Source organism: Aeromicrobium sp. Root472D3 (genome assembly GCF_001426485.1).
In the GTDB taxonomy this organism is placed as follows: domain Bacteria; phylum Actinomycetota; class Actinomycetes; order Propionibacteriales; family Nocardioidaceae; genus Aeromicrobium.
On the sequence record NZ_LMET01000001.1, the window covers coordinates 666,917 to 680,283 of the forward strand.

The following is a 13,367-nucleotide window of genomic DNA, read 5'->3' on the forward strand; positions in this document are numbered from 1 at the left end:
GGCTACAGCCGGGTCACGAGCTCGAGCGACAGCTCGAAGAGGTCGCGGCGGGCGCTCGACGACGACCAGTTACGGTGGTCCCAGGCCTCGCCGCTGACGTCGTCGCCCGCGTAGAGCAGCTGGACGAGGTCGACGCCGCGGAACTGCGCGATCGCCATGAGCGCGGACGCCTCCATCTCGACCACGAGGCAGCCCTCGTCGCGCCGGCGGCGGATCTTGTCGGGCGTCTCGCGGTAGATCGCGTCGGTCGTCCACGTGCGGCCCGTCAGGTGGGGGACGTCGCGCTCGTCGAGCAGCTCGACGGCCCGCGCGACGAGGGCCGCGTCGGCCTCGATCGTCCGGCCGGGCGGGACGTAGTGGAACGACGTGCCCTCGTCGCGGACCGCCGACGTCGGCACCACGACGTGGCCCAGCGCGAGGCCCGGCACGACGGCGCCCGCGCCGCCGCACACCACGAAGCGTCCGACGCCGGCCGCGATGCACTCCTCGAGCATCCCGCCGGCCAGGGGCGCGCCGACGCCGGAGACGTACACCGCGACGTCGACTCCGTCGCGCGTCACGCGGTAGAGGTCGTGGGCGCCGTCCTCCCAGACGAACGAGCCGATCCACGTCGCGCGGCCCGCGTCGACCTCGGCATCGACGACCTCGTGGAAGAAGCACACGACGGCCCGGTCGGGAACGTCGGTGAACCCGCCCGTGTAGGGCGCCACGATCGCGGCGCGCTCGGGGTCGAACTCGGTGAGCGCGATGTCGTCCGTCATAACCCTCATCATGCCTCGGGAACATCTGACCGTCCGAGATGGTTGAATCTTGTATGAAGAACGTCGGATTCCTGTCCTTCGGCCACTACCAGGCCGTCCCCGGCTCGCAGACCCGCACCGCGAGCGACGTGCTGCTGCAGTCGATCGACCTCGCCGTCGCGGCCGAGGAGATCGGCATCGACGGGGCGTACTTCCGCGTGCACCACTTCGCCCGGCAGCTCGCGTCGCCGTGGCCGCTGCTCGCGGCGGTCGGCGCGCGCACCAGCCGCATCGAGATCGGCACCGGCGTCATCGACATGCGCTACGAGAACCCCCTCGCGATGGCCGAGGACGCCGCCGCGGCCGACCTCATCAGCGGCGGACGACTCGAGCTCGGCATCAGCCGGGGATCACCCGAGACCGCGCTGAAGGGCTACGAGTCGTTCGGCCACGTGCCGCCCGAGGGCATGTCGGACGCCGACATGGCGCGGGCGCACGCCGGCCTGTTCCGGGCCGCGATCGACGGCGCCGGCGTCGCCGACTCCGACCCGCGGATGACCGGGCGCTCGGTGCGCCTGCCCGTCATGCCGCAGGCGCCCGGCCTGTCCGACCGCATCTGGTGGGGTGCCGGCACCCGCGCGACGGGTGAGTGGGCCGCGAGCGAGGGCATGAACCTGATGAGCTCGACGCTGCTGACGGAGGACACGGGCGTCCCGTTCGACGAGCTGCAGCTCGAGCAGATCCAGCGCTACCGGGCCGCGTGGGAGAAGGCCGGGTGGGACCGCGAGCCGCGCGTCTCGGTGAGCCGCAGCGTCATCCCGCTCCTGGACGCCCAGGACCGCGCGTACTTCGGCGAGCGGTCCGGCGACGACCAGCTCGGGCACCTCGACGGCGGCATCGCCCGCTTCGGCAAGTCGTACGTCGGCGAGCCGGACGTCCTGGCCGAGGAGCTCGCGAAGGACGTCGCGGTGCGCGAGGCCGACTCGCTGCTGCTGACCGTCCCGAACCAGCTCGGCGTCGCCTACAACGCCCGCCTGCTGCAGGCCCTGGCCGATCACGTCCTGCCCGCCATCGGCTGGTCACCGCGCACCTGACCCAGCCACACGCCCGCCCCGGGCGACATCCCACTGCACGACGAAAGGACGACGACATGCCTCTGGTCATGGTCGACACCATCCGCGGCGAGTACGACGAGCCCCAGCTGCGCACCCTGCTCGACGCGGTGCAGGACGCCGTCGTCGAGGCGTTCGACGTGCCCGCGTCAGATCGCTACCAGATCCTGACGCAGCACGAGCCGTTCGAGCTCGTCGCCCTCGACACGGGGCTCGGCATCGAACGCAGCGACCGCCTCGTCATGGTCCGCCTGTCGTCGAAGGCACGCACGCAGGAGGCCAAGGTCGCCCTGTACGAGGCCCTCGCGCGCAACCTCGCGGACCGTCTCGACATCTCCGGCAACGACCTCGTGGTCACGATCAACGAGAACGGCGACGCCGACTGGTCGTTCGGGCACGGCACCGCCCAGTTCCTCACCGGCGACCTCACCTAGGCCACCGGTCGCCAGGGAGGCCGCTTGCGGCCGACCGTGAGCGAAGCGAGGCGACCTACCCAAGCCTTCACGCTGTGATGCGCCTCGGGCTCCGCCCTCACGGTCGCTGCGCTTCCTGGCGAACGAGGGCATGCGGTCGCCAGGGAGGCCGCCTGCGGCCGACCGTGAGCGAAGCGAGGCGACGTGACGCAAGCCTTCACGCTGAGATGAGCCTCGGGCTCCGCCCTCACGTTCGCTCCGCTCCCTGGCGAGCGAGGGCTCATCACTCACGCGGATCCGAAGAGGTGGGTGTCGTCGTCGACCCTCACCCCCGGACCGTCTCGGACCAGCATGCGCTTCTTGCCGTGCGTCCAGCCATGGATCTTCTTCTCGCGGTAGAAGGCCTCGTTGATCCGTTCGTACTCCTCGTAGTAGACGAGCCTCACCGGCAGACGTCTGCTCGTGTACGCAGCACCTTCTCCTGACCGGTGCTGCCGAAGTCTGGTCAGGAGGTCCCAGGTGCTGCCGGTGTAGTAGGTCTTGTCGGCGCAGAGAAGGACGTAGGTGAAGGGCACCCGGCATGGTCGATCGCGCTGGTTCGGAGGGTCAACGCGATCGTCCACAGGCGGTTCGCGCGCGAAGCGAAGCGAGGCGACGGGATGCGAGCCTGATCGCTGTGGTTCGCCTCGGGCTTCGCCCTCAGGGGCCCCCACTCGCTGCGCTCGCGGGAGGTACCCCCAGCTTCGCTCCCTGGCGAACGGCCACTCGGTCGCCAGGGAGGCCGCCCGCGGCCGAGCGTGAGCGAAGCGAGGCGATCTGCGCAAGCCCGATCGCTGTGGTTCGCCTCGGGCTCCGCCCTCACGGTCGCTCCGCTCCCTGGCGAACGGGGGTGATCGGTCGCCAGGGAGGCCGCTTGCGGCCGAGCGTGAGCGAAGCGAGGCGACGGGACGCGAGCCTTTCCGGTGTGGTTCGCCTCGGGCTCCTCCCTGGAGCGGAGGAGTCATCGGTCCTTCGGGACGTCCTGCGGGCGCGAGCCCCACGACGTCGGTTTCGTGCCGACCCGGACGGTCACGGTGCCGCCCTCGTTGAGCACCCGCGACGGGATCCACGACCGACGCCACGTGCGTCCGTCGACCGTGGCCGAGCGGACGTAGACCGTCCCGGCCGCGGTGCCCGGTGCCTTGACCGTGATGGTCGGGCCGCCCTTGCGGTGGACCCAGGCCGTCGGGAACGTCGGGCTCGACAGCAGCATCTCGGCGCGGCTCGGCGTCTGCGGGTACATGCCGAGCGCACCCCAGACGTACCACGCCGACATCGTCCCGAGGTCGTCGTTGCCGGGCAGTCCGCCGGGACCGGTGCCGTAGACACGGTTCATGTAGTCGCGCACCGTCTTCTGCGTCTTCCAGGGCTGGCCCAGTGCGTTGTAGAGCCACGGGGCGTGGATGCCCGGTTCGTTGGTGGGGTCGTAGCCTGTCTGGAAGAACTCGTCGAGTCGCGCCGCTGCCTTCGCGTCGCCGCCCATGAGCCTCGACAGCCGGTGCACGTCGTGCTGGACCATCCACGTGTACGTCGCGGAACTGCCCTGCGCGAAGCCGAGGTCGCTCGTGGGGTCGAACGGCTCGACCCACGAACCGTCCGCGTTGCGCGCCTGCTGGTATCCGGCTCCGGGGGTCGCGGCCGGGTTGAAGGTGTTGCGCCACCAGCCGGAGCGGTCGTCGAAGTACCGTGCCTGCTTCCGGTTGCCGAGGCGCTCGGCCCACTGGGCGAGGCCGTAGTCGGCGGCGCTGTCCTCGAGGGTCTCGGCCGCGCCGCCCCAGCAGTGGCAGTCGTCCTGGGGTGCGTAGTGCAGGCGCAGGTACTCCTTGAGGTTCGGACGCATGCCGGCGCACTGCCCGGGGCAGCCGTAGTCGGACAGGCCCGCGGCGTTCGGCTTGATCGCCTGCTTGACGAGGGAGTCGTACGCGGCCTTGACCTCGAAGTTGTCGACGCCGAGCGCGGTGATGCCGGCCAGCGTGGGTGCGCTCGGGTCGCCGTTCATGACCCGCGTGGGGCCGTTCACGTGCACCCACCGGTCCCACACGCCGCCGTTCTGCCGCGACAGGTTCAGCAGCGACTGGGCGAAGTCGCCGGCGACCCGTGGCTCGAGCAGCGCGAGCAGCTGGGTGTGGGCGCGGTACTGGTCCCAGCCGGAGAAGTTGCCGTACTGGGCCCTCTGCCCGCGCTTGAGGCGGTGGACCTTGCGGTCGGCGCCCAGGTACGTCCCGGCGACGTCGCTGGTGACGTTCGGCTGCAGGAACGAGTGGTAGAGCGCGGTGTAGAACGTCGTCAGCTTCGCCCGTGACCCACCGGCCACCTCGATGCGGCGCAGCTGCCGGTCCCAGACCTTCGTGCCGGCCGCCGCGACCTTCTTGACCGTGGCGCGGGGCGCGACCTCGGCCCTCAGGTTGGCCTCGGCCGCCTTCTGACTGGTGTACGAGATGCCGATGCGCATCGTGACGGGACGCCCGCTCGTGAAGCCGACCCACCCACCCGATCCGCGTCCGGCCCGCGCGGCGCCCTTCTCGTAGCCCTCGCCGCCGCCGGCGGACCGGGTGCCCGGACGCACGCTGTCGTTCACCCACGTGCCGGTGCGGGTGAAGGCCCGGTCGAAGTGGGCCGTGAAGTAGAGGCGGTAGTAGCTGAACTTGTTGCTGCCGCCGCCGTTGCCGCGCCGTCCGCAGAACCCGCCCGTCAGCACCGACCCCGTCACGGTGCGCGCCTTCACGTCGATGCGCGTCGTGGCGTCCTCGCTGCCGTTCAGCGAGTTGGACGTGCGGAACAGCAGGTTCGCCTGCTTGCCCTTCGGGAACGTGATGGTGCCGACGCCGGCGCGGGTCGTCGCGGCGAACGACGTCCGCGCCCCGTTCGCGAGGTCGAGGGAGTAGCGTCCCGGCTTCGCGACCTCGTCGTCGTGGGAGAAGTCGCTGGCGTACGTCGCGTCCGTGGTGTCGGCCGTCGGCGACGACGTCACCGCCCCGACGTGCGGGAAGATCGGGACGTCGCCCGCGGCGCCGGGGTGGCAGCCCGCCCCGTTGACGTGGGTGAGCGCGAAGCCCCGGGTGCGGGTCGTGTCGTACTGGTAGCCGTTGGCCGCGCCGGTGTCGGTCTGGTCGCCCTTGGTCGTCGTCGGCGACCACGACAGCATCCCGAACGGGCGGACCGCGCCGGGATAGGTGTTGCCACCGTTGGAGCTGCCGATCAGCGGGTCGACGTACGACACCACGTCGCCGCGGGGTGCCGGCTTCGCGGCGGCGGAGGCGGGCGCGGTCAGGCCGACCGGGACGAGTAGTCCCATCGTCAGTGCGCCGGACAGCATCAGTCGTGCGTTCATCGATCCCCCGATAGTGGTCGGCACCTGCGTGACAGTGTGCGCAGGTCCGAGCGTCCAGCGGAAGACCTGGGGGCGAACGGGGGTGTGCGGTCGCCAGGGAGGCCGCTTGCGGCCGAGCGTGAGCGGAGCTGGGGGTACCTCCCGCGAGCGCTAGCGAGTGGGGGCGGCGACGTGACGCAGGCCTGATCGCTGTGGTTCGCCTCGGGCTCCGCCCTCACGGTCGCTTCGCTCCCTGGCGAACGAGGGCACCGGTCGCCAGGGAGGCCGCCCGCGGCCGACCGTGAGCGAAGCGAGGCGACGGGACGCAAGCCTTCACGCTGTAATTCGCCTCGGGCTTCGCCCTCACGGTCGCTTCGCTCCCTGGCGAACGAGGTGTGCGGTCACGGTCGCTGCGCTCCCTGGCGAACGAGGTGTGCGGTCGCCAGGGAGGCCGCTTGCGGCCGAGCGTGAGCGGAGCGAGGCGGCGTGACGCAAGCCTGATGGCTGTGGTTCGCCTCGGGCTTCGCCCTCACGGTCGCTTCGCTCCCTGGCGAACGGGGGCACCGGTCGCCAGGGAGGCCGCTTGCGGCCGAGCGTGAGCGGAGCGAGGCGACATGACGCAAGCCTGATGGCTGTGGTTCGCCTCGGGCTCCGCCCTCACGGTCGCTGCGCTCCCTGGCGAACGGGGGTGTGTGGCACGGTCGCTGCGCTCCCTGGCGAACGGGGCAGGCGCGGAAGTGAGACCGGACACATAGGCGTCACACGAGTTCGGCAGACTAGGGGCGTGACTCCTCAGAGCCGTACGACCGAGCAGATCCTCGCGTCCGACCGTCGCCAGCCCGACGCCGCCTCGTTCGGGGGCGGTCTGTCGTCCGACGCCGAGCACACCGCCCTGCGGGCGTCCGTCCGACAGCTGACGACGCTGCTGGGCGAGGCGCTGACCCGCCACGAGGGTGCCGAGCTGCTCGAGCTCGTCGAGACGGTGCGCGGCCTCGCGCGTCAGCCCGACGACGCCGAGCTGCGCCAGGTGCTCGACGGCATCGACCCGGCCACCGCGGTCGTCCTGGCCCGGGCGTTCACGGCCTACTTCCAGCTCGTCAACACCACCGAGCAGCTGCACCGCTGGCAGGAGCTGACCGCCGAGGGCGAGGGCCCGCTGGCCGGCACGATCGACCGCATCGGCGCCGCCCTCGACGACGGCAGCCTCTCGCGCGAGCTGCTCGAGCAGGTGCTGCAGCGCGTCGAGTACCGCCCCGTCTTCACCGCCCACCCCACCGAGGCGAGCCGTCGCAGCGTCCTGCGCCTGCTGCGCAAGGTCGCCGAGACCGTCCGGACGATGGAGGACCCGCGTCGTCCCGCGTCGCAGAAGCAGGCCGACGAGCGTCGTCTCGCCGAGCTGGTCGACCTGCTCTGGCAGACCGACGAGCTGCGCGTCGTCCGCCCCGAGCCCAAGGACGAGGCGCGCACCGCGGTCTACTACCTGCGCTCGATCGCCGACGAGGTCGTGCCCGACCTGCTGGCCGAGCTCGACCGCCAGCTCGCCCGCGTCGACGTCACGCTGCCCGCGACGGCCCGCCCGCTGCGCTTCGGCACGTGGGCCGGCGGCGACCGCGACGGCAACCCCAACGTGACGCCCGCCGTGACGCTCGAGATCCTGCACCTGCAGCACACGTCCGGCATCTCCCAGCTGATCGACGCCGTCGACGAGGTGCTCACCGAGATGACGGCCTCGACCCGCATCGTCGCCGCGACCGACGCCCTGCGCGACAGCCTCGCCGCCGACGCGGAGGCGCTGCCCATCACGTGGGAGTCGATCCGCCGCCTGAACGCCGACGAGCCCTACCGGCTCAAGCTCAGCTTCGTCCGCGTGCGCCTGCTGCGCACGCGCGACCGGCTCGTCGACGGCACGGCGCACGAGCCGGGCCGCGACTACCTGTCGTTCGACGAGCTCGTGCACGACCTGTCGCTGGTGCGCGACTCGATGCTCGCTGCGGGCGACCACCTGACGGGTGACGGCGCGATCCTGCGGCTCATCCGCACCGCCGTCACCTTCGGCGCGGGCCTGGCCACGATGGACGTCCGCGAGCACAGCGCCAAGCACCACGCGGCGCTCGCCGAGCTGTACGCGCGCATCGGCGAGACCGACTACGCCTCGCTCGAGCGTCCTGAGCGCATCGAGCGGCTCGCGCGCGAGATGGCGTCGCCGCGCCCCCTGACCGGCGCCGGGGTGACGGACGTCGGCGAGGCCGCGTCGGCGTCCCTCGGCCTGCTCGAGGTCATCCGCGAGGCGCTCGACACGTACGGCCCCGAGGTCATCGAGACCTACATCGTCTCGATGACGCACGACGTCGACGACCTCTTCGCGGTCGTGGTCCTGGCCCGCGAGGTCGGGCTGGTCGACCTGGCCGGCACGGACGTCGTGGCGCGCATCGGCTTCGCGCCGCTGTTCGAGACCGTCGCCGAGCTCGAGGCCGCCGGCCCGCTGCTCGAGGCCCTGCTGAGCGACCCGACGTACCGCAGGATCGTCGCGGCCCGCGGCGACGTGCAGGAGATCATGCTCGGGTACTCCGACTCGTCCAAGGACGCCGGCATCGCGGCCTCGCAGTGGCAGGTGCACCGGGCCCAGCGGGGCCTGCGCGACATCGCTCGCGAGCACGGCGTCGTCCTGCGGCTGTTCCACGGCCGGGGCGGGTCGACCGGCCGCGGCGGCGGCCCCACGGCCGAGGCGATCATGTCGCAGCCGTACGGCAGCCTCGACGGACCGATCAAGATCACCGAGCAGGGCGAGGTCATCTCCGACAAGTACTCGCTGCCGGGTCTCGGCCGTCAGAACCTCGAGGGTGCGCTCGCCGCGGTGCTCGAGGCGTCGGTGCTGCACCGCACGTCGCTGCTGCCGGCCGACCTGCTGGGCGGCTGGAACGCCACGATGGACCTCGTCGCCGAGAAGGGCAAGGACGCGTACCGCGCCCTCGTGCGCGACGACGCGCTCGTCCCGTTCTTCGTCGCGGCCACGCCGGTCGACGAGCTCGGCAAGATGAACATCGGCTCGCGGCCCGCCAAGCGTCCCGGTGGCGAGGGCGGTCTCGACGACCTGCGCGCCATCCCGTGGGTGTTCGGGTGGACGCAGTCGCGCATCATCCTGCCGGGCTGGTTCGGCGTCGGCTCCGGGCTCAAGGCGGCCTTCGACGACGGACGCGGCGAGACGCTGCAGGAGATGTACGGCTCGTGGGCGTTCTTCCGCACGTTCGTCTCGAACGTCCAGATGACGCTGACCAAGACCGATCTCGACATCGCGGCCGAGTACGTGCAGGCCCTCGTTCCGGACGACTCGCGGGCGATCTTCGACGTCATCCGCCGCGAGCACGAGCTGACGCTCGAGCAGGTGCTGCGGGTGACGGGCGAGCAGGCGCTGCTCGAGTCGGCGCCGATCCTGCGTCGCACCCTCGAGCTGCGCGACTCCTACCTCGCGCCGCTGCACGCCCTGCAGGTGTCGCTGCTGCGCTCGGTGCGGGACGTCGCGGACGGGGCCGAGCCCGACGACGACCTGCAGCGCGCCCTGCTGCTGACGATCAACGGCATCTCGGCGGGCCTGCGCAACACCGGATAGACGTCACGTGCCCGCTCGCTCGGCCGCCGGGCCGACTGACGAGACCATCAGGCGCGAGACGTGGTCCGGCTCCGCCGCAGGACGGTGCGTCAGCGCGCCGGGTGCGCGTCGAGCTGCACGGACGCCCGACGCGCCGCGATGCCCGCGTCGGTGCAGAAGCCGGACGCGCTGGACTTGAGGCACAGCAGGCCGAGCAGCAGACCGTGCTCGTCGACGACGGCCCGTCGCCGCTCGCCGGCCCGCGCCATCGCGTCGTGCAGGGGTGCCAGCGCCTGGTGCGGCAGGACGAGGCGGCCGACGAGGCGCGCGCGGGTCAGGGCAGGGGCCGTGTCGTCGGCCGCGTCCGGCAGGTCGTCGCGGGCGACGGTGCCGAGCAGGCGGCGACCCGACACGATCAGCAGCAGGTGACGGTGCGGGTCGGCGAGCGCGACACGGGCGTCGGCGACGGTCAGGGACGCCGGGTGCACGACGGGGTGACGCACCATGGCATCGGCCACGGTCGTCGGGCAACGGTTCGTGGTCATGGCTCACCCCCTGGCAGGACCTGTCGGACGGACGTCTCCCCTCCACGGTAAGCGGCCGGGCCGTGAACCGCTCACGGCGGGCGTGGCCGCCTCAGAGGTCGATCGTGCCGACCCAGCGCTCGCCCTCGTCGCCGCCCCAGGCGTCCCACGCGACGCGTCCCGGGGACGGGAACCCGTCCGAGCCGTGCGTGAACCCCTCGGCGTCCTTGTCGACGGAGTGCCGCTTGAAGTAGGCCTTCATCTTCTTGACGTCCTCGTCCGACAGCGCCTCGCCGTCCGCGAGCTGGTGGGCGCGGTGGTCGCCGGTGTCGGTGAAGCCCTGACCGGCCTTGCCGTCCTCGATCCAGCGGACGGCTCGCCGGCCGACCTCCTGCACGCCCTTCGGCGGTGTGTGTCCCGTGGTCATGACTCCATCGTGGGCGCGGCAGCGCGGCTCTGCACGTCGGCCTCCCAGCTCGCGACGAGGGGCAGGGCTCGGGCGGTGGGGGAGTCGGGTTGCACGGTGTAGACGATCAGGTGCTGGTCGGGCAGGTTCGCCATCGTGACGAGCTCGATGTCGAACGAGAGCGGGCCGGCGACGGGGTGGTCGATCTGCTTGGGCACCGACGCGTAGTCGCGGACGCCGTGGTCGTCCCACCACCGGGCGACGTCCGGGTCTGCCCCGCGCAGCTCGGCGACGAGCCGCTGCAGCTGGACGTCGTCGGGGTGCAGCCCCAGCTCGCGTCGCAGCGCGCCGACGGACGCCTGCGCGAAGCTCGGCCAGTTGACGATCCTCTGGCGCGCGTCGGGATCGAGGAACAGGTATCGCATCAGCGAGCTGCCCGGCTCGAACCGGCGGCCCAGCACGCAGCGGAGCAGGTGGTTGGTGGCCAGGATCGTTCCGCTGCGACCGAGCACGAGGGCCGGGACGTGGTCGAGCGTCGTCATGAGCCGCAGCAGTCCGGGATCGGCCTGCTGGTGCGTGGTCGTCGGGCGGGACGCGCGACGGCGCTGCGGGGCCGCCAGGGTGTGCAGGTGGGCGCGCTCGGTGTCGTCGAGGCGCAGGGCCCGCGCGAGGGCGTCGAGCACCTCGGCCGAGACGTTCGGCTGACGGCCCTGCTCGACCCGGCTGTAGTAGTCGGGGCTGAGGCCGGCCAGCACCGCGAGCTCCTCGCGCCGCAGGCCCGGCACGCGGCGGGCACCCGGGAAGGCGGTGATGCCGGCCTGCGGGGGGGTCAGCCGGTCGCGGCGGCTGCGGAGGAACGCTCCGAGGGCGCTGCGGTCGGCGGGCACCCGTCCACTGTACGAGCGCGGACGCCGTCGAGCCTGGTCACGTCCTGCCCAGGTTCGACGCGATCTGGTTGATCGCCGCGGACGTCCGTAGACAGGACGCATGACCTCACACGACACGACCCAGACCATCTCCCGTCCGGCGCGCCTCACGTCGCGCACGGCCCTCGTCACCGGATCGACCAGCGGCATCGGTGCCGCGACCGCTCGGCTGCTCGCCGCCGAGGGCGTCCACGTGCTCGTCAGCGGGCGCGACGCCGCGCGTGGGCAGGCGGTCGTCGACGACATCGTCCAGGCAGGCGGCCGCGCCGACTTCGTGGCCGTCGACCTCGGTGGCTCGTACGCCGAGCTGCGCGCCTTCGCCGCCGAGGCGACCGACGTGCTCGGCGGACGCGTCGACGTCCTGGTCAACAACGCCGGCATCTACCCCGCCACGCCCACCGCCGACCTCGCCGACGCCGACCTCGACGCGATGCTGGCGGTCAACGTCCGCGCCCCGCACGTGCTGGTCGCCGCGCTCGGTCCGGCGATGGCCGAGCGCGGCACGGGTGCGATCGTCACGATCGGCTCGTGGATGGCGCAGACCGGCATGCCGTTCGGTGCGATGTACTCGGCCACCAAGGCCGCGGACGAGCAGCTGACCCGTTCGTGGGCCGCCGAGTTCGGCTCTCTCGGCGTGCGCGTCAACGCCCTGGCCCCCGGAGCGACCCTGACCCCGGGCAACGAGTGGAGCCGTGACGTCCTCGACGCGATGACGGCCGGGACGCCGGCCGGCACGGTCGTCTCGCCCGACGACATCGCCCGCGGCGTCCTGTTCCTCGTGTCGGACGACGCGCGGATGGTGCACGGCACGACCCTCTACGTCGACGGCGGCATCTCGGCCACCCACCAGGTGGGCTGAGGGGCGGCGGTCACGCCGCGTGCACGGCGCAACCCGTAGGCTCGGCTCAAATTGTCAACAGTTTGTCGCCGAGGAGTGCTTGTGCGGATCGTGACCCAGAACGTGTTCGGCGGACCGGACGTCCTCGAGATGGTCGACCGGCCCGCCCCCGAGCCGGGCGACGGCGAGGTGCGCGTGGCGGTCACGGCGATCGGCGTCAATCCGCTCGACGTCGCGGTGCGCGAGGGCTGGTACCCCATGATCGGCGAGCCGCCGTTCAGCCTGGGGTGGGACGTCGCGGGGATCGTCGACGCCGTCGGCGGGGGCGTCACCGACTTCACGGTCGGCGACCGCGTCTTCGGGATGCCGCGCCTTCCGGGGGCCGGCAACACGTACGCCGAGCAGGTCGTCGTCCCGGCTGCGGAGCTCCTGGCCACCCCCGACGCGCTCGACGACGTGCAGGCCGCGGCGCTGTCGCTCGTCGCGCTGACGGCCCACCGATCGATCGTCGAGGTCGCCGACCTGCAGCCGGGCCAGCGCGTGCTGGTGCAGGCGGCCGGCGGGGGAGTCGGTCACGTCGCGGTGCAGATGGCGAAGGCGCTGGGGGCCGAGGTCGTCGCGACGGCCAGCGCCGGCAAGGTCGACTTCGTCCGCGGGCTCGGCGCCGACCGGGTCATCGACTATCGCGAGATCGACTTCGTCGACGAGCTCTCGGGCCTCGACCTGGTGATCGACCCGTTCGGCGGCGAGAGCGTCGGACGCTCGCTCGCCGTCGTGCGAGACGGGGGAGTCGTGGCGTCGCTGCTCGACGTCCGCGACGAGGACGTCGTCGCGGCCCGCGAACGCGGCATCGTGCTCGACCGCATCCGCATCGTCCCGAGCCGGTCGGCGCTGCAGACCGTCGTCGACCTGGTCGAGGCCGGGCACCTGACGGTGCACGTCGCCGCGACCTACCCGCTCGAGCAGGCCGCCGTCGCCCACGAGGAGCTGGGCCGGGGGGTGACGGGCAAGCTGGTCCTCATCCCCTGAGACCGGCCTGCGCTGGCACCGCGCCCGGTCGGCGTCGAACAGCAGCAGGAGGAGCTGGCTCGGTGCGGACCCCAGGACGTAGTCGACGTGGATGGCCCACACGGGGCTCGCGTCAGGCGCGTCCGGCACGGCCTCCTGGGCCCGTCGCCGCCGACGGATGCCGGAGAGGTTCGGCAGCTCCACGTACCCGGACTCCAGCACTCCCTCGGCGCCGGTCGAGCAGGGCTCGGTCCACAGCTGGGCGGTTTCGTCCGGACCGAGGTCGAGATCGAGGGGGAATCACCGTCGACCGCGCCGAACTCGACGTTCTTCTGCGCCACTCGGCACCAGGACGACCCGGGCGATCTCGCCCGGCCGGGCCACCTCGTCACCGAAGACCCGCCCGTGGGCCGGGGAGAGGACCGCGCGAGTCATGGCCGCGCGCGTATCGAACGACGGCGCCCC

Annotated in this window: 11 protein-coding genes; 5 read left to right on the forward strand and 6 right to left on the reverse strand. The window is 72.3% G+C overall.

Translation table 11 applies throughout. From position 1 onward, the window contains the following. Positions 1-2 precede the first annotated feature (2 nt). Positions 3-761, reverse strand: coding sequence for a nucleoside phosphorylase (locus ASD10_RS03315; RefSeq protein ID WP_082555996.1), 759 nt, complete (start codon positions 759-761; stop codon positions 3-5). Positions 762-814: 53 nt separating this feature from the next. Between ASD10_RS03315 and ASD10_RS03320 the strand changes: the two genes are divergently transcribed. Beyond that, complete coding sequence (locus ASD10_RS03320; RefSeq protein ID WP_056604615.1) at positions 815-1,834, forward strand: LLM class flavin-dependent oxidoreductase; 1,020 nt, start codon at positions 815-817, stop codon at positions 1,832-1,834. Between the two features lie 56 nt (positions 1,835-1,890). Then, positions 1,891-2,286: a tautomerase family protein gene (locus tag ASD10_RS03325; protein WP_056604617.1), complete on the forward strand. Its 396-nt coding sequence runs from the start codon at positions 1,891-1,893 to the stop codon at positions 2,284-2,286. Between the two features lie 266 nt (positions 2,287-2,552). On the opposite strand, the gene ASD10_RS03330 is transcribed toward ASD10_RS03325, so the two are convergent. Next, a complete protein-coding gene (locus ASD10_RS03330; protein WP_056604624.1) occupies positions 2,553-2,840 on the reverse strand; it encodes a GIY-YIG nuclease family protein in 288 nt (95 codons plus the stop codon). Between the two features lie 425 nt (positions 2,841-3,265). Then, on the reverse strand, positions 3,266-5,635 hold the full coding sequence (locus ASD10_RS03335; protein ID WP_056604627.1) for a GH92 family glycosyl hydrolase: 2,370 nt from the start codon (positions 5,633-5,635) through the stop codon (positions 3,266-3,268). A gap of 763 nt (positions 5,636-6,398) precedes the next feature. Here ASD10_RS03335 and ppc point away from each other — a divergent pair. After that, positions 6,399-9,221: a phosphoenolpyruvate carboxylase gene (gene ppc, locus ASD10_RS03340; protein ID WP_200938119.1), complete on the forward strand. Its 2,823-nt coding sequence runs from the start codon at positions 6,399-6,401 to the stop codon at positions 9,219-9,221. Between the two features lie 89 nt (positions 9,222-9,310). Here the strand turns inward: ppc and ASD10_RS03345 are convergent, their stop codons facing one another. The 3 genes from ASD10_RS03345 to ASD10_RS03355 all read right to left on the reverse strand — a co-directional run bounded on the left by ASD10_RS03345 (position 9,311) and on the right by ASD10_RS03355 (position 11,017). Then, entirely contained in the window at positions 9,311-9,745 is a 435-nt protein-coding gene (locus tag ASD10_RS03345) for a hypothetical protein (RefSeq protein WP_157432431.1), read from the reverse strand. A 91-nt stretch (positions 9,746-9,836) separates the two neighbouring features. Next, complete coding sequence (locus ASD10_RS03350; protein ID WP_056604635.1) at positions 9,837-10,151, reverse strand: hypothetical protein; 315 nt, start codon at positions 10,149-10,151, stop codon at positions 9,837-9,839. Beyond that, positions 10,148-11,017 (reverse strand): helix-turn-helix transcriptional regulator, encoded by an 870-nt coding sequence (locus ASD10_RS03355; RefSeq protein WP_056604640.1) that lies wholly within the window; start codon positions 11,015-11,017, stop codon positions 10,148-10,150. The genes ASD10_RS03350 and ASD10_RS03355 overlap by 4 nt, the downstream gene beginning before the upstream one ends. 100 nt (positions 11,018-11,117) lie before the next feature. Between ASD10_RS03355 and ASD10_RS03360 the strand changes: the two genes are divergently transcribed. Both ASD10_RS03360 and ASD10_RS03365 read left to right on the forward strand, forming a co-directional pair. Then, positions 11,118-11,915 carry an SDR family NAD(P)-dependent oxidoreductase gene (locus ASD10_RS03360; protein WP_056604641.1) on the forward strand — a complete coding sequence of 266 codons (798 nt, stop codon included), beginning with the start codon at positions 11,118-11,120 and terminating at the stop codon, positions 11,913-11,915. Positions 11,916-11,996: 81 nt separating this feature from the next. Beyond that, positions 11,997-12,923 carry an NADP-dependent oxidoreductase gene (locus ASD10_RS03365; RefSeq protein ID WP_056604643.1) on the forward strand — a complete coding sequence of 309 codons (927 nt, stop codon included), beginning with the start codon at positions 11,997-11,999 and terminating at the stop codon, positions 12,921-12,923. The last annotated feature ends 444 nt before the right edge of the window (positions 12,924-13,367 follow it).